At 71.5% G+C, this 15903-nt stretch carries 18 protein-coding genes; 14 read left to right on the top strand and 4 right to left on the bottom strand.

The window, feature by feature from the left end; genetic code table 11:
• Positions 1-91: 91 nt before the first annotated feature.
• A complete protein-coding gene (locus tag ABZ725_RS40495; protein ID WP_358807377.1) occupies positions 92-1051 on the bottom strand; it encodes a hypothetical protein in 960 nt (319 codons plus the stop codon).
• 215 nt (positions 1052-1266) lie between these two features.
• On the opposite strand from ABZ725_RS40495, the gene ABZ725_RS40490 reads away from it, so the two are divergent.
• The 5 genes from ABZ725_RS40490 (at position 1267) to ABZ725_RS40470 (ending at position 4936) form a co-directional block, all read left to right on the top strand.
• Positions 1267-2685: a hypothetical protein gene (locus tag ABZ725_RS40490; RefSeq protein WP_358807376.1), complete on the top strand. Its 1419-nt coding sequence runs from the start codon at positions 1267-1269 to the stop codon at positions 2683-2685.
• A gap of 78 nt (positions 2686-2763) precedes the next feature.
• The gene (locus ABZ725_RS40485; protein ID WP_358807375.1) at positions 2764-2964 is read left to right on the top strand and encodes a hypothetical protein; all 201 of its coding nucleotides are present in this window, start codon (positions 2764-2766) and stop codon (positions 2962-2964) included.
• A gap of 74 nt (positions 2965-3038) precedes the next feature.
• Entirely contained in the window at positions 3039-3302 is a 264-nt protein-coding gene (locus tag ABZ725_RS40480; RefSeq protein WP_358807374.1) for a hypothetical protein, read from the top strand.
• 123 nt (positions 3303-3425) lie between these two features.
• Positions 3426-4346: a zinc metalloprotease HtpX gene (htpX, locus tag ABZ725_RS40475; RefSeq protein WP_358807373.1), complete on the top strand. Its 921-nt coding sequence runs from the start codon at positions 3426-3428 to the stop codon at positions 4344-4346.
• Positions 4347-4351: 5 nt separating this feature from the next.
• Complete coding sequence (locus ABZ725_RS40470; RefSeq protein WP_358807372.1) at positions 4352-4936, top strand: hypothetical protein; 585 nt, start codon at positions 4352-4354, stop codon at positions 4934-4936.
• Between the two features lie 28 nt (positions 4937-4964).
• On the opposite strand, the gene ABZ725_RS40465 is transcribed toward ABZ725_RS40470, so the two are convergent.
• Positions 4965-5270 (bottom strand): hypothetical protein, encoded by a 306-nt coding sequence (locus ABZ725_RS40465; RefSeq protein WP_358807371.1) that lies wholly within the window; start codon positions 5268-5270, stop codon positions 4965-4967.
• Between the two features lie 135 nt (positions 5271-5405).
• Here ABZ725_RS40465 and ABZ725_RS40460 point away from each other — a divergent pair, with 135 nt between their 5' ends.
• Entirely contained in the window at positions 5406-6122 is a 717-nt protein-coding gene (locus tag ABZ725_RS40460; RefSeq protein ID WP_358807370.1) for an alpha/beta hydrolase, read from the top strand.
• Positions 6123-6198: 76 nt separating this feature from the next.
• On the opposite strand, the gene ABZ725_RS40455 is transcribed toward ABZ725_RS40460, so the two are convergent.
• Positions 6199-7539, bottom strand: coding sequence for a DUF2252 domain-containing protein (locus tag ABZ725_RS40455; RefSeq protein WP_358807369.1), 1341 nt, complete (start codon positions 7537-7539; stop codon positions 6199-6201).
• A 243-nt stretch (positions 7540-7782) separates the two neighbouring features.
• On the opposite strand from ABZ725_RS40455, the gene ABZ725_RS40450 reads away from it, so the two are divergent.
• Positions 7783-8967, top strand: a complete 1185-nt coding sequence (locus tag ABZ725_RS40450; RefSeq protein WP_358807368.1) for a winged helix DNA-binding domain-containing protein — start codon at positions 7783-7785, stop codon at positions 8965-8967.
• 99 nt (positions 8968-9066) lie between these two features.
• Here ABZ725_RS40450 and ABZ725_RS40445 read toward each other — a convergent pair whose 3' ends face one another.
• Positions 9067-9381 carry a hypothetical protein gene (locus ABZ725_RS40445; protein WP_351914842.1) on the bottom strand — a complete coding sequence of 105 codons (315 nt, stop codon included), beginning with the start codon at positions 9379-9381 and terminating at the stop codon, positions 9067-9069.
• Positions 9382-9522: 141 nt separating this feature from the next.
• Between ABZ725_RS40445 and ABZ725_RS40440 the strand changes: the two genes are divergently transcribed.
• From ABZ725_RS40440 to ABZ725_RS40410, 7 genes are all read left to right on the top strand, one after another.
• Positions 9523-9909, top strand: coding sequence for an arsenate reductase family protein (locus tag ABZ725_RS40440; protein WP_358807367.1), 387 nt, complete (start codon positions 9523-9525; stop codon positions 9907-9909).
• Positions 9910-9971: 62 nt separating this feature from the next.
• Positions 9972-10661, top strand: coding sequence for a hypothetical protein (locus ABZ725_RS40435; protein WP_358807366.1), 690 nt, complete (start codon positions 9972-9974; stop codon positions 10659-10661).
• Positions 10662-10931: 270 nt separating this feature from the next.
• Positions 10932-11963 (top strand): glutamine synthetase, encoded by a 1032-nt coding sequence (gene glnII, locus ABZ725_RS40430; RefSeq protein WP_351914836.1) that lies wholly within the window; start codon positions 10932-10934, stop codon positions 11961-11963.
• Between the two features lie 80 nt (positions 11964-12043).
• Positions 12044-13885 (top strand): HEAT repeat domain-containing protein, encoded by a 1842-nt coding sequence (locus tag ABZ725_RS40425; protein ID WP_358807365.1) that lies wholly within the window; start codon positions 12044-12046, stop codon positions 13883-13885.
• 92 nt (positions 13886-13977) lie between these two features.
• Complete coding sequence (locus tag ABZ725_RS40420) at positions 13978-14100, top strand: hypothetical protein (protein ID WP_358807364.1); 123 nt, start codon at positions 13978-13980, stop codon at positions 14098-14100.
• Positions 14101-14182: 82 nt separating this feature from the next.
• A complete protein-coding gene (locus ABZ725_RS40415) occupies positions 14183-14776 on the top strand; it encodes a winged helix-turn-helix domain-containing protein (protein ID WP_358807363.1) in 594 nt (197 codons plus the stop codon).
• A gap of 66 nt (positions 14777-14842) precedes the next feature.
• A complete protein-coding gene (locus tag ABZ725_RS40410; protein ID WP_358807362.1) occupies positions 14843-15868 on the top strand; it encodes an SDR family oxidoreductase in 1026 nt (341 codons plus the stop codon).
• The last annotated feature ends 35 nt before the right edge of the window (positions 15869-15903 follow it).

Genomic DNA, 15903 nt, shown 5'->3' with positions numbered 1-15903 from the left:
GAGAGCTACCTCGCCGGACTCCACCTCCGCGCAGCGACCATCTGGATCAGCAGCCTCCTCAAAGCCCAATGATCACAACTAGAGACAGCCCCTAGTCGGCGGACGGCTCGGGGACGCGCCAGACGAAACGGAAGCGCTGGTCAGGCGGCAGCCCGAATCTGCCCACCGGGCCGAACGACTTGATGAGATAGCCGAAGATCTGATGGTGGGCCTGCTCGGACAGCTCGTGCCAGCTCTCCGGGGTCGCAGTCATGACTTCCCGCATCAAGGACGCGTCCGACTCCGCGCGCAGCATCTCGATGCGGTCCTCACGGTCCATGGTCCGGTCGGCGTGCATCGCGCTGATCGACCGCTGCAGGAGGTTCGGTTCCACCGCCAGGCGCTGGAGAAGGAGCTCGCAGCCATATCGGTAGCCGGTGTGCATCTCCAACGCCTCCTGGTTCGGGAACCGGTATCCGAAGGGGCTGCCTTCCTCGGCACCGAGGTAGTCGCCCTTCAGCGTCCGCAGCAGGACACGCAGGGCCAGTTCGACACCGTGCTCCTCCATGAGCCGGACACCGACCTGCACCCACTCGTCCTCCGAGATCTGCGGCTCGTGCGGTACGGCCAGGGAGGGGTCGATCTGGATGGCGTTGAACGGGTTGATCATCATGGCCAGGAGGGACTCGGCGTCCCACTGCCCGTCGTCGGTGCCCCAGCCCTGTGACAGGGCCAGTTCCCGGGCCGTCTTCATGCCGCCCGGTTCCCCCTCCCGCACCGCACGCCACAGGGGAAGGAACCGTGCCACCTCGGCCACCGGGTCTCGGGGCGGATTGACGCAGGCGGCGGCGAGCACCGCCACGATGGAGTGCACGGTCTCCCAGCGCGGGACGGTCAGCCCCTTGAGCGTCGTACGAACGCCCTCGTGGCTGACGACGGCCGGATGATCGCCCTCGGCGATCAGGGTGCTCACCTTCCGCATGCCCGGGCTGCCCGCCGCCCGGTGAAGTTCTTCCAGAGCCTGTACCAGGTCCCGATGGGCTTCGTTCGGAAGGAGGAGCGTGTCGGTCACGGAAGGGGTCTTTCCTCTCGACCTCGCGGACGACGGTCGGGACAACCGTCAGATAGTGCCAAGAGTGTAGAAGTCGCAGGCAGACGGCCCGGTGTCAGATTGCGCCAACTTCCCTGCCACAGGCGTCAGACGACGACAAGCCATCGCGCAGGGACCGGAGCATGGACCCAGCGCCGTGAGGGAACCGGCACCGCCCTATGAGGAGTGGCCCGTCCATGCACATCCCCGAGTATGCCCATGCCCTGATCCGGTCCGAGTTGCCCACCATCCCCACGTCCCGGCAGGTGGGAATGGTGGACTGCTGCCTCTGCAATCAACCCTTCGAGGATCGGTTGCCGGTGGCTCTCGGCCCGACGCCCGAGTCGGGACTCTTCGGCTGCCATCCCTGCCTGCATCGGCGGGTCACCCGGGCGCGACGGGCCCGCGACGCCGCACTGACCCAGGACGCCGAGCAGGCCCTGGCGGAGGCGGAGGCCTGGCGGCCGGCGCGAGAACGGCATCTCGTCCGGCTCGACCGTGTGCGGCAGGCAGCGGATGCCGTGGCCGAGCTGTCCGGCGGCGACCGGGCCGAGCCGCTTCAGCTCGCCTGGCTGCTGGTCTCGCTGGAGTCGGCGTACACCTGGATCCCGGACGCGCCGGAGCCGCCCGCCGACGCGGCTGACGAGGCCACCGAGCTCAAGGAGGAGAGGTTCCGGCTCGACCTGGCCATGATCACAGCGCGGGAGGCGGTGGCCGATCGGCTCACCTATCACCTGCTCAACGAGGCGCAGCCCGCGGAGCCCGAAATGTGCGAGGAGTTCGAATGCCCGGAGGACTGCTCGGGACGCCATGACTCCGACCACATCGACTGCGGGCCGGACGAGATCTTCGAGGACCTGCTGCGCCACGGGATCACAGTGGAGCGGCCGAAACCCGAACCGCCGTCCCGTCACCTCCTGGCTCTCTTGGAGGGGGCCGGGAGCGAGGAGAAGCGCACGCCGAATTCGGGCATCGTGGCAGCGGCCCCCGATGTCCTCGCGGACTTCGGAATCGACGCGGACGACACGGACGTCCTGGTAAGCGCGGCGGCGGTCGGCCTGGTTGCCGTCGCCTGGCGCGAGGGTCCCCTGGACCGGATCCACGCAGCCGACGACGGGCCGAGCGACGGGGAGATCTTCGCGCAGAGCGTCGATCTGTACCGCTGGGCCCGAGCCGCTTTGCTGGCCGCGCGGGACGACGGGCCCGAGGAACTGCTCGCGTTCGTCGCCATCGCCTCGGACCTGGATCTTCCGTGGGCCGGCGGCTCGCCCTTCACCCTGCGGGCCGTGTCCGCGCCCGCGCCCCTGGCCGAGTTCATCCAGCATGTCGACGACCGGGTCTGGTTCACCACTGAGGTGATGCGGGAGCAGGGCTGGCGCGCGGCACTGCTGCACAGATCTCTTACGGCCGCGCTCCAAGCACCCCACCACTTCGGCTTGCCGGGTTGGCCCGGCGCGGTGCGCACCGCGATGGAGCGGCTCGCCGTGCTGGACCGGTCGGACGCACCAGAGACGCTGACAGATCTCACGGCCGTGGAGACGGCGCTACTCGAAGCGCCTGATGAGTTGGGCGCGGAGGCTCTCGACTGGATCTCCCGTCAGGCGCTTTTCGAGTAACTCGCACGGGCCCTCACACCGGGGGCAATGGGGGATCGAGATGTCTGCAGATACCGTCACAAGCCTGGGGGGCGCGCTGTGAAGTGGGACGATGTGACCCTGGCGATCCTCGCCGCGTGCGGCTGCCTGACGCTGCTGCTGGCCCAGATAAGCGAGGTGCTGTCTCGGCTGCCGCAGATCATCCGCGCGTGGCGGCAGGTCCGGAACGAGCTGAACGGTGGCACCGAGCCAGGCGCTCGGAACCACTCCGGGTCTGACGGCGGTCAGGGCGAAAGCTGATCCTGTCGTGCCGAACGACTGAGTACGGGCGTATGTTCTATTCAACGGATCAGGCACACGGGGGTGGACCGGAGATGACCGAGCGCGGCCAGGACGACGTCCAGCGGGAGTTCGACATCAAGTGGGCGGATGCCGCCACGTACAAGGAGCCCTCGGCTCGGGCCCGGATGCTGGCCGCCCGGTGGAAGGAGAACCCGCCCGAGGCGGTCCCATTCCGTGGTGATCCGCGTCCGGTGGCACGGCCTCGTTCCTCGTGGATGTCGACGACGCTCGTACTGGCGGGCGTGGCCGCGGTGATCCTGTTGCTGGGGTACATGCGGTTCCGGGCACCGTACTAGGCGGGGTCTCGCCGCACCTCACAGGGAGCTTTTGCTGCGTCTAGGTGCGTTACGGACCCGTTCATGGGGCTGGGGCGGTGCACACTGGCAGTGGGGCGAGTGCCTGACTGCGGGGTGATGCAGATGCAGAGCCGTTTCCGGAGCGATCGGCGGCTGACCGTGCGGATGACGGTCACGTTGTTCCTGCTCGGGCTGCTGTACGTGGCGTTCGTCGCCGCGTTGATCGTGTTGCTGAAATCGTGGGTGCTGGTCGTCGTGCTGATCGCGGCGATGTTCGTCGCGCAGTTCTGGTTCTCCGACCGGATCGCGATGTTCGCGATGCACGGGCGGGTCGTGGAGCGCGAGGAGTATCCCGAGCTGCATGCGGTGGTCGACCGGCTGTGTGCGATCGCTGACATGCCCAAGCCGGTGGTCGCCGTCTCCGACCTGGGGATGCCGAACGCGTTCGCGACCGGGCGCAGTCCCGAACATGCGGTGGTGTGCGTGACGACGGGCCTGCTGGGGCGGCTGGAGCCGGCCGAGCTGGAGGGCGTGCTCGCGCACGAGCTGTCGCATGTGGCGCACAAGGACGTGGCCGTGATCACGATCGCCTCGTTCCTGGGCGTCATCGCGGGGCTGATCGTGCGGTTCGCGTTCTACTCGCAGCTGTTCGGCGGCGGGCGCAGGGACCAGAACACCGCGGTCGTCTTCGCCGCCGTGATGGGTGTCTCGGCGGCCGTCTACGCGATCAGCTTCTTCCTCATCCGGGCCCTGTCCCGGTACCGGGAGCTGGCGGCGGACCGGGCCGCGGCGCAGCTGACCGGCCGTCCCTCGGCGCTGGCCTCCGCGCTGACGAAGGTCTCCGGCGACATCGCCCGGATCCCCACCAAGGACCTGCGGACCGCGCAGGCCTTCAACGCCTTCTTCTTCACCCCCGCGACCGGCAAGGAGCCCGGCATCGAGCGGTACTTCTCCACCCACCCGAGCCTGGAGCAGCGGCTCGACCAGCTGGGGCGGATCTCCGCCGAACTGGGCGAGGCGGCCACGCCCGGGAAGGCGGGCTGAGCGACATGGGGCTGCTGGACATCCTGCTCGGCCGGACGAAGCCGGTCGTGCCCGATCTCGATCAGCTGTTCGCGCTGCCCTCGGCGGCGGTGACGCTGGAGGCGGCGGCCGGGTTCACCCCGACCGGGCAGGGGGCCGTGTGTTTCGCGACCGTCGAGGGCTCGGCCTTCGAACAGACGCACCGTGAGGTCCAGGCGCTCCTCGACGCGGACACCGAGCGCACCGGTCCTCCGGTGCGGCTCCAGCGGGACGACTTCGGCTACTCCTGGCTGGTCTCGGAACGCGCCCCCGACCAGCTGTCGCTGCTGGTCAACGATCTGCACGCGGTCAACAGCGCGATGGAGGTCAACGGCTTCGGGCCGCAGCTGCTGTGCTCCCTCGCCGGGTTCGAGGACGCGGACCACAGACGGCTGGCGCTCGTGTACCTCTACAAGCGCGGCTCATTCTATCCGTTCGCGCCGCTGCCCGGTGCCGGGCAGCGGCGCGACAACGCGTTGGAGTTGCAGGTGAAGGCCGCTCTCGGGAACGACCTGCGGCTGGAACAGGACCTGAGTCGCTGGTTCCCGGTGTGGGGAGCCCCGGGTCTGTAGGGCTCCCCGGCTCGTAGGCCCGTTGCGGCTACTTGCTGCGCTCGCGCTCCTGGCGGCGGTACTCCAGGGGACGCTCGCGACGGTAGCGACGCTCCCACTTGGCCTGCGTGTCACGGCGCTCGCGGTAGGCCTTGTACGAGGTCGGCGCGGGTCCCGTGCCCTGGGCGGGCCCGGGAGCGGACGGCGGCGACGGCGACGACGAGGACGTCGAGGACGCGTCGAGTCCGTAGCGCACGTACAGGAACAGCACGGCGACGGCGGCGAGCCAGTAGAGCGGGTTTCCGAATCCCAGGACCACCAGGACGACGGTCCCGGAGAGAACGACGGTGCCCATGGCGTACCTCCTTCCTGGGCAGGGACAGGTGACTGTGCGTAGCGGTGGGGGTGGATTGACGCCTTCAGAGTACGGAAGCCGTCACTCAACGTGCATCTCCTTTTCGGCTTGCCGTGTCGTGAGTGAATGGGCGGCATGAGCGACCTCTCCCCTTTCACGCACGAGCACGACGGCGAGCGGCTCAGCGGGGTGTACGGCGGTGCTTCGGGAACGGTCACCGCCGTTCTGCTGCACGGCGCCGGCAACGGCAGCAAGGAGCGACACCTGCCGCTGGCCCGGGAGTTCGCGGTGCACGGCCGCTGCCGCGTCCTCGCCTTCGACTTCTCCGGGCACGGCGAAAGCAGCGGCGCGCTGCGGGAGTTGAGCCTGCGCCGACGTTTCGAGCAGGCGGTGTCCGTGATCGACGCCCAGGTGCCGGCGGACGGGCCGCTGACGCTCGTCGGGTTCAGCATGAGCGGGCAGACGGCGGCCGATCTCTCGGCGCACTACGGGGAGCGGGTGAGGGCCCTCGGACTGTGTGCGCCCGCGGTGTACGCGGCCGAGGCGTGGGACGTGCCGTTCGGTGCGGGGGACGGGGAGTTCAGCGCGATCATCCGCAGGCCCGGGAGCTGGCGGGAGGCGCCCGCGCTCGACGTCCTGCGCAGGTACGAGGGCCGTGCGGTGCTCGCCGTGCCGGGTACGGACACGGTGATCCCGCCGGAGGTGACCGGCGCGGTGCAGGACGCGCTCGCCTCCCGGGCCGAGTACAAACGCTTCGAACTGCCGGACGCGGGACACCGGTTGGGCCAGTGGTTCCGGGACCACCCCGACGACCGACGGGAGTTCGTGACCGCCGTACTGGCAGGCGGCTGACAGACGCGGTCGCCGACCGAGGGCGGTTGCCGACCGAGGGCGGTCGCCGACCGAGGCGGTTTCGGAGCCCCGGTGGTCAGACGTCCGGCGCCGCCGTCACCACCCCCGCCGCGACCGCTCTGCCCAGGGTCGCGTGGTCGGCGGCGGTCCGGTCGGCGTAGGCCAGGGCGAAGTCGGCTACGGCGCGTTCGAAGGTGTCGGCGCCGCCGAGGTAGCCGGCGATGGCGAACCGGTCGCCGGACCGGGCGTGGGCGCGGGCCAGGGCGGTGCCGCAGAGCCGGGCGTAGGCGAGGAGGTCGGCCGGGGACATGCCGGCGACGTCGGCGGAGCCCTTGGTGTCGCGCAGTTGGCGCCAGTAGAAGGCGCGCCCCTGGGGCCCGGTCATCCAGCCGAGGAAGACATCGCCGGCGGCCTGCAGCAGCCGCTGTCCGGCGACGACCCGGTGGCCGGGATGGGCGTAGGGGCCGTTCGGCAGGTGCTCCTCCAGGACGGACGCGCGGGCCTCCTTGATCTGCAGGAACAGCGGATCGTCGGTGTCGCGCCCGGCGAGCAGCACGATGAAGCAGCGGGTGCCGACGCTGCCGACGCCGACGACCTTGCGGGCGACGTCGACGAACCGGTAGCGGTCCAGCAGCACACGGCGCTCCTCGGCGAGGATGGAGCGGTAGTCGCAGAAGATCTTGCGCAGGGCCGCGCTGTCGGAGACGCCGGCGGGTTCGAGCAGCGGTGGGTCGTGGACGATGCGGGGACGACCGTCCACGACCTCGGTGAGCTTGCCGAGGGCCTGGAGGCTGGTGCGGCGGCGGGCCCGGGTGAGGCTGGCCCCGGCCTGTGCGCGGCGCCGGGCGGAGCGCAGCAGGGGCAGGAGCCGCTCGGCGTCGATGCGCTCGTGCCAGACGGCGAGTTCGCCGAGCCGGGACAGCCGCCGCATCGCGGTGCGGTAGGCGGCGACGGTCTCCAGGGCCGCGCGGTGCACCCGGGGCTCGGGGTGGCCGTTCTCGCGGGCGGCCACCGCCACGGAGGCGGCGAGCCGTTTGACGTCCCACTCGAAGGGGCCGGGGAACGTCTCGTCGAAGTCGTTGAGGTCGAAGAGCAGGGCCCGCTCCGGGGAGGCGTACACCCCGAAGTTCAGCAGGTGGGCGTCGCCGCACAGCTGCACGGTCAGCCCGGTGTGCGGCTGCGACGCCAGATCGGCGGCCATGACGGCGGCCGCGCCGCGCAGGAAGGCGAACGGCGAGGCGGTCATCCTCCCGTACCGGATCGGCAGCAGTTCGGGCAGCCGGTCCCGGCCCTGCCGCTCCAGGACGGCGACGGGGTCGGGTCGGTCGACGGGCGGGAGCCAGCCGGCCTGGGCGGACCGGGGGACGCGTCTGCGGGCGTGCTTGCCGCGCCCGGCCCGTTCGGCGGGGGTGGTCATCCGCGTCGCCTCCGCACCACGTCCGCCTCCCGTTCCACGGCACTCCCGGCACTCCCGGCACTCCCGGCGTTCCCTGCGTTCCCGGCACTCCCTGCGTTCTCTGCGGCCCCCTGTTCGCAGTGAAGGCCCGGACGGGGACGGCCGCATGTCGGGGACGGCAAACAGGTGAGGCCCGGGGCCCGGTTGTCAGTGGTGTCGGGGAGGATGCGGACGGCGGCGAGGTGACGAGGGGCGGAGGCCTGAATGGGTGACGGACTGCGATACGTCGGTGTGGCGGAGCGGCGGGCCAGGCTGGCGCTGCGGCACCGGCTGGCGCCGCAGGCGCGGGCCGCGACGCCCGAGGCGGTGGCCGACTCGCTCCTCGCCCTGCACGGCTCGGACCCGGCAACGGTGTATCTGGCGATCGGCGCCCGGCTCGCCGACCCGGCGGTGACCGTCCCGGAGACCGACCGGGCGCTGTACACGGACCGGACCCTCGTCCGCATGCACGGGATGCGGCACACCGTCTTCGTGTTCCCGACGGCGTCGACGGCCGTCGTGCACGCCTCGACCGGCCTCACGGTCGCGGCGCGGGAACGGGCCACGCTGGTGAAGGACATGGCGAAGGCCGGCGCCCCGGACGTGGCCTGGCTGACGGAGGTCGAGGAGTCGGCGCTGGCCGCGCTGGGCCGGCTCGGCCAGGCGACGGCCGCCGAGCTGGCCCGCGAGGAGCCGCGGCTGCGGGAGCAGTTCGTGTACGCGGCCGGGAAGCCCTACGAGGGCGTCCACACCGTCGTGACCCGACTGCTGAGGGTGCTGGGGGTGGAGGGCAAGGTGGTCAGAGGGCGCCCGCTGGGCTCGTGGACGTCGAGCCAGTTCCGCTGGGCGCTCGCCCCGGAGCACCCCGAACTGCCCGTGGCGGACGCCCAGTCGGATCTGCTGCGGCACTGGCTGCGGGCGTGCGGCCCGGCCACGGAGGCCGACCTGAAGTGGTGGACGGGCTGGCGGGTGACGGACGTCCGACGGGCGCTGACCGCGATCGGGGCGCGGGCGGTGACGCTGGACGAGGGCACGGGATACGTCGTCGACGGCGATGTGGATCCCGTGCCCGGCCCCGAGGAACCGTGGGCGGCCCTGCTGCCCGCCCTCGACCCGACGGCGATGGGCTGGCAGGGCCGGGACTGGTATCTGGCCCCGGAACTGCGCCCCGCCCTGTTCGACTACAGCGGGAACGTCGGGCCGACGGTGTGGTGGGACGGCCGGGTGGTGGGCAGCTGGGCCCAGCGCGCCGACGGGGAGATCGTGTGGCGGATCCTGGACGGGGAGGGGATCGGAAGCGAGGCGAGAGCGGCGATCGAGGCGGCGGCGGAGCGGCTGGGGGCGTGGGTCGGGGAGACCCGGGTGACGCCGAGGTTCCGCACGCCGGTGGAGAAGGAGCTGACGAGCTGAGCTCGGGGGCGAACCGGGGGCGCACTGGGGAGCGCACTGGGGGGGCGAACGCCCCGACGCCGGGCGCCGTCGCATACGAACGGCGCCCGGCGCCACGGCTCAACGCGAGTAACGCAGCAGCGCCCGCACCATGTGGCACGTCGTGTCCGACGGCGGATGGACGCCGATCAGCTCCGCCGTGCTGCGGATCTTCTCGTTGCGGGCCTGGTTCGGCATATACACGCCCAGGTCGAGCAGCGCGATGGCAAGGCGCATGGCCTTGAGCCGACGGTTGTGCATGACGTACCAGTCGCGCGGCCGCCCGGGCGGCAACGGCCGCTTCTGGACGGGCACATAGGGCAGATCGAGCTGGACGGAACGCTTCGCGGTGGACTGGGTCGCGGACGGCTTCGGCTTCAGTGCGGCAGCGGGCACAGGCATCCTCCTGTCGCGGTCAGGGCCCGGCCCGGAACCTCCGGCGGACCCTCGAACACTGCTTCTATTCTACTGCCCACCACTGACAATCGCCCCTGATCACAAGGGCTTTCGGGCCGGTTTGGAGCTACCGTGACCGGCATGGAAATCTGGATCAACCCCTCCTGCTCCAAGTGCCGCAGCGCCCTCACGCTCCTCGACGCCGAGGGGGCCGACTACACCGTCCGCCGCTACCTGGAGGACGTGCCCGCCCGGGACGAGATCAGGGACGTCCTCGACCGTCTCGGGCTGGAGCCCTGGGACATCACCCGCACCACGGAAGCGGTCGCCAAGGAGCTCGGTCTCAAGGAGTGGGCGCGGGACGCCGGTTCACGCGAGCGCTGGATCAGCGCGCTCGCCGAGCACCCCAGGCTCATCCAGCGCCCGATCATCACCGCGGACGACGGCACGGCGGTGGTGGCCCGCACCGACGAGGCCGTACGGGATGCCGTGACGCGCGTCACACCAAACGACTCCCGAAACCCCTGAGTAACCTCGTTCGGGATCTCGTACATACCGGCGTACGTTCCCCTAGGTCCCAGGAGGCGCGCATGTCGCGCAGGAGAACAGTCGGTACGAAGAAGAAGATCGCGCTGCTCGTCAGCGCGGCGGCGGTGGCGGGCGGTGGCGCGTTCGTGATGGCGAACACCTCGAACGCCTCCCAGCCGGCGCAGAACGCGAACACGCTGTCCGCGGCGAACTCGACGGTCTGTCAGGGGCTCGCCACCGCGCTCGGCAACAACCAGAAGTTCATCGACGGCCAACGCGCTGCTCCGGACGCGCAGTCGCAGGCCCGGATCGCCAACCGCGAGGCGGTCATCGCGCAGATCAAGGTGCAGCAGCAGGCGTCGGGGTGCGTCGTTGGGGAGTCGGCTCAGGACTCCCAGTCGACGCAGCCCTCGCAGGCCGCATCGGCACCCGCCGCATCAGCGCCCTCGGCCCCGGCCGCTTCGGCTCCGGCCGGGAACACCGGCAACGGCGGCGCCGCCTCCGGCCAGCAGGTCTGCAACGGCTCCACGGTCACCCTCTCCGGGGAGGCCGGCGCCCCGGCCGCCTCCAGCAACCAGTTCCCGGTGGGGACCAAGCTGAAGGTGACCAACCTGGACAACAACAAGTCCACGACGGTCCAGGTGACCGGCCCCTCCGGCAGTTGCGCGCTGCTGAACAACGCCGCTTTCGAACTGGTCCGTGAGCCCGGCAAGTTCCTGATCCGCCGGGCCCTGATCGAGAAGGTGGGGTGAGGCCGAGCTGCCGAGAACCCACGTACGTGTCACTGGTCCTGTCGCTCGCGGCCACGAGCGGCAGGACCGCCGCACGTCCGGACCTACACCGCTTTTCCGGGCTCACACCGTGAGCCGCGCCACAGAACCACCAGGTAACACGGGGTTCACATTCGAGCAATGATCGGGAAATCGCCTGTTGACAAGCTTCCGGGCAAACAGGCGGCGCCCCAGTGCCGCAGCGCCGCAGCACCCGCAAGTGCGTCAGACACACCCCGAAGGAAGTGGCCCGTGACCTTCAAGGCTGAGTACATCTGGATCGACGGCACCCAGCCGACCGCCAAGCTCCGCTCCAAGACCAAGATCATCACGGGCGAGCCCGTCGGTCTGGACGCGCTGCCGATCTGGGGCTTCGACGGGTCGTCCACGAACCAGGCCGAGGGCCACTCCTCGGACCGTGTCCTCAAGCCGGTCTTCACCTGCCCCGACCCGATCCGCGGCGGCGACGACATCCTCGTCCTGTGCGAGGTCCTCGAGATCGACATGACGCCGCACGAGTCCAACACCCGTGCCGCGCTCGCCGAGGTCGCCGCGAAGTTCGCCGGTCAGGAGCCGATCTTCGGCATCGAGCAGGAGTACACGTTCTTCCAGGACGGCTACCCGCTCGGCTTCCCCAAGGGCGGCTTCCCGGCCCCGCAGGGCGGCTACTACTGCGGCGTCGGCGCCGACGAGATCTTCGGCCGTGAGGTCGTCGAGGCGCACCTCGACAACTGCCTCGCCGCCGGTCTCGCCATCTCCGGCATCAACGCCGAGGTCATGCCCGGCCAGTGGGAGTTCCAGGTCGGCCCGGTCTCCCCGCTGGAGGTCTCCGACCACCTGTGGGTGGCCCGCTGGCTGCTCTACCGCACCGCCGAGGACTTCGGCATCTCCGCCACCCTCGACCCCAAGCCGGTCAAGGGCGACTGGAACGGCGCGGGCGCGCACACCAACTTCTCCACGAAGGCGATGCGCGAGGGCTACGACGCGATCATCACCGCGTGCGAGTCGCTCGGCGAGGGCTCGAAGCCGCTCGACCACGTGAAGCACTACGGCGCCGGCATCGACGACCGTCTGACGGGCCTGCACGAGACCGCCCCGTGGAACGAGTACTCCTACGGTGTCTCCAACCGTGGCGCCTCGGTCCGTATCCCGTGGCAGGTCGAGAAGGACGGCAAGGGCTACATCGAGGACCGCCGCCCGAACGCCAACGTCGACCCGTACCTGGTGACCCGTCTGATCGTGGACACCTGCTGCTCGGCGCTGGAGAAGGCCGGCCAGGTCTGATCCGTCAGGACCTCCGCAGTTCCTGTACAAGGGGCGCCCGCCTTTCCGGTGGGCGCCCCTTGCGCATATCGTGCGCCCTCATGGGGACGGAGAGCGGCTCGACAGGATCGGTACGCCCGTACGGCCTGGCGGAGGACGTGCCCGGGGTGCTGCGGGGGATGGAGTCCACGGACGAGGCGGTGCGCGAGGAGGCGATGGCCTGGCTGTACTCCCTGCTGTGCTACCGGGACAACACACGCACCTCACCGGCGGCGCCGGAGCTGATCCGGCTCGCCCTGCACGGCCCCGGCCACCGGGCCGAAGTGCTCGAACTGCTGGCGAACCTCGCGAACTGGGCCGGGCCGACGGACGAACAGGAGCGGTGCCGGCGGATCACGACGCAGTCGCTGCCGTCCCTGCTGCATCTGACGCAGGACCCCGACCCCGCCGTCCGCGAGGCGGTGGTGGTGCTGATCGCCGCCTGCGGACAGCAGGACGCCCCGGCCCCCACACCCCTGCTGCGGGACCGGCTGGCGGCGGAGACCTACCCGCGGGTGCGCGCCCGGATCGTGACGGCGCTCGGCCTGCTGGAGCCGGCCGACGGCGACTGGCGGCGCGCCCTGCTGACCGACCCCGAGCCCCGGGTCGCGCTCGCCGCCGCCGAGGACCTGCTGCGCACGACCGAATCGCCGCTGCCGGACGCGCTGGTCGACGCCTGCGCGCGGGCGTACAGCGCGCAGCCGCCGGAAGAGCGGGAGGAGTCCGAGACGGAGGGCCATCTGTGGCCGAACCTCCACCAGACGTTCAAGGGCCGGCTCCTGGAGGAACCCGAGGCCGCACTGCGGGCCCTCTCCCGTGGCATACCGCTCGCCTTCGAGATCACCGCACGCTGGCGGGACCGCGAGACCGACGTGCTGCCCTGGGCACTGCACGAGGCGGTCGGCGGAACCTGGGACCTGTACTACTTGGCGCAGTTGACCTGCGCGCTGCCGTCGGAGCTGCACGCGCGCGTGGCCGAGCAGATGCTGCCGTTGCTCGCGGACGACGACCTGGCGAAGCGGGCGAGGGCGGTCACCGTGCTGGCCCGCGCGCGTATGCCGGTCGCGATCGAGGAGGCGGTGCGGCTCGCCGAGGAGACGCCGGGGGCGTACGACACCCTTCACGCGGTCCGCGCGGTGGCCGAGGAGTTCGGGGCCGAGGCGCTGCCCGTGGGGCGAGCGGTGGCCCGGCAACTGGGGAACGCCCATTCGGAACTGGTCAAGGTGCTCCCCCTGTTCCCCGAGGTGGCCGAGGACGCCGTCGGGCAGCTCGCGGAGCTGCTGACGCGCACCGGCACCGGCTACCCGTCGGCCGCGGTCGCCGTGCTCGCCGGGCTGGGGCCCGCCGCGGGCGACGTGGCCGAACGGGCGCTGCGCGACTGCGTGGCGGCGGGCGCCCACTCCTCGGTCTCGGCGGAGGCCGCGGTGGCGCTCCACGCCGTCGCGGGCGACCCCGAGCCGGCGCTGTCCCTCCTCCGGCGGGAGATGAGCGCCTCGGCCTCGGCCTCGGCCTGGACCACGATCCTCGCGGGCCGGCTCGGCCCCGCCGCCGCACCGCTGCTGCCGTTCATCGAGCCGCTCCTCGCCCCGAGCCCCTACTCGGGCACCCGGGCCGAGGCCGCGCTGGCCGTCTGGCGGATCACGGGGCGGACCGAGGACACCGTGGAGCCGCTGGCCCGGAAGGCGCTCGCGTGGGACAGGTTCTACCCCGGCCCGCCGCACCCGGTGCTGACGCTCACCGAGATGGGCCTCCTCCCCCGCTTCGCCGTGGCCCCACTGCGCGAGGGCGCCGAGTCTTCGCGCCGGATCATCCACGACCACATGTGCGGCGACGGACCGCACCCGGACGACGAGATGCGCGCCGCCGTCCGCACGCTGCTGGCGACCGCCGCGGTCGTCGACTGACCCCGGCCTCGCGTCCCAGCCTGATGTCATGGATCCGTCCAAGCTGTGAGAGGAGGCTCCTGCAACGGGCCGGTGTCTGCTTCAATGGGGCCATGGCCAGCTTCCAGAAGTACACCGCGACAGGTCGCCATGACCTCGAGCCCTTCTGGCCCTCCCGTCAGCACCACGACTTCGACCGGGTGTGTTGCCGCGCGGTGAACGCGCAGGCCCTCTAAAGCCGTACACCCGGCCTTCGGCCAGCGCGCACGACGTACGTCCCTCGATGACGAACTCCTCGCGCGAAAGAGCTGACCTCTCATGGCGAACACTCGTTCTCTCTCCTCCGCTCCCTCCCTCACCGCACCCGCCACGACCGCCCCGTCCGGCTCGCCCCGGCATCGGCTGCGCGCCGTGGACCGGGACGAGGTGGTCGACGTCGCGGACCTCCTGCCGCCGGGCGCGACCTGGCTGCCCGCTCCCCAGCACACCCTGCCCACGCTGCCGGGGCAGCCGCCGATGATCGGCTACCTGGTCCTCGTGCCGGCCGACCAGCAGCCGCCGTTCCTGCCGGTGGCGGTGCCGGACCAGCCGACGGCCGACCGGGCCGAGGCGGCCGGCGAACCGCTCGTGCGGATCGACTCCGCGCAGCGCACCGCCGCGGTGGACGGGCAGCAACTCGACCTCACATACCTGGAGTTCGAGCTGCTCGCCCATCTCGTGGCGTACCCGAACCGGGTGCACACCCGCGACCAGCTCGTCACCACGGTGTGGGGCTACGGGCATGTGGGCGACGGCCGCACGGTCGACGTCCACATCGCCCGGCTGCGCCGCAAGCTGGGCGTCCGGCACCGCCAGTCGATCCAGACGGTGCGTCGGGTCGGCTACAAGTACACCCCGCCGACCGGCCGCTGACCCGGCCCGTCTGCCGACGGCAGAGCGCGGTTCCCTCCCGCGTCCGGACGGGGCACAGTCACCGGTATGAGACTTCTGGTGCTGGGTGGTACGGAGTTCGCGGGACGGGCCGTCGTCGAGGCGGCCCTCGGGCGCGGCTGGGATGTGACGGTCCTGAACCGGGGACGGCACGCGCCCGTCCCCGGCACGCGGTCGCTGTCCGGCGACCGCACCGCGCCCGGGGGCCTCGACGCGTTGGCGAAGAGCGGCGACGACTGGGACGCCGTCGTCGACACCTGGTCGGCGGCGCCCCGCGCCGTGCACGAGGCCGCGCGGCTGCTGCGGGGCCGCGCCGGCCGGTATGTGTACGTGTCGAGTTGCTCGGTGTACACCTGGGCCCCGCCCGCCGGGTACGCCGAGGACGCGCCGGTCGTCGAGGGCGCCGAAGCCGAGGCCGAACAAACCGACTACGCCCGGGACAAGCGCGGCGGCGAGCTGGCCGCCGTGGACGCCTTCGGCGCGGACGCCTCCGTCCTCGTCCGGGCCGGGCTGATCCTCGGACCCTACGAGAACGTGGGCCGACTGCCCTGGTGGCTGACCCGGATCGCGCGCGGCGGCCCGGTCCTCGCGCCGGGCCCGCACGATCTGCCCCTGCAGTACGTGGACGTCCGCGATCTCGCCGAGTGGATCCTCGGGGCGGCCGAGCGGGAGCTGAGCGGGCCGTACAACCTGATCAGCCCGCAGGGACACGCGACGATGGGCGAGTTGCTGGAGGCGTGTGTGCGGGCCACCGGCTCGGCCGCCGAACTGCGGTGGACGGCACCCGAGATCATCCTCGACGCGGGCATCGAACCGTGGACCCAGCTGCCGGTGTGGGTGCCGCCGGGCAGCGACATGCACGACGCCCTGCACGCGTCCGACGTCTCGCGGGCGGTGGCGACGGGGCTGTCCTGCCGCCGTGTCGAGGAGACCGTGGCCGACACCTGGAGCTGGCTCCGGTCGATCGGCGGCACGGCGCCCCAGCGCCCGGACCGCACCCGCAAGGGCCTGGACCCGGAGGTCGAGGCGAAGGTCCTGGCCGGGTCGGGGGGTGTACCTGGCACCACCTCCTGACCGGGGGCTTCGGGCCAGTGACCGCCGGTCCGCGG

The sequence above is a fragment of the Streptomyces sp. NPDC006872 genome (genome assembly GCF_040635845.1).
In the GTDB taxonomy this organism is placed as follows: Bacteria; Actinomycetota; Actinomycetes; order Streptomycetales; family Streptomycetaceae; genus Streptomyces.
Note: the sequence above shows the minus strand (reverse complement) of the source record. Positions and strands in the feature narration are given on the sequence as shown.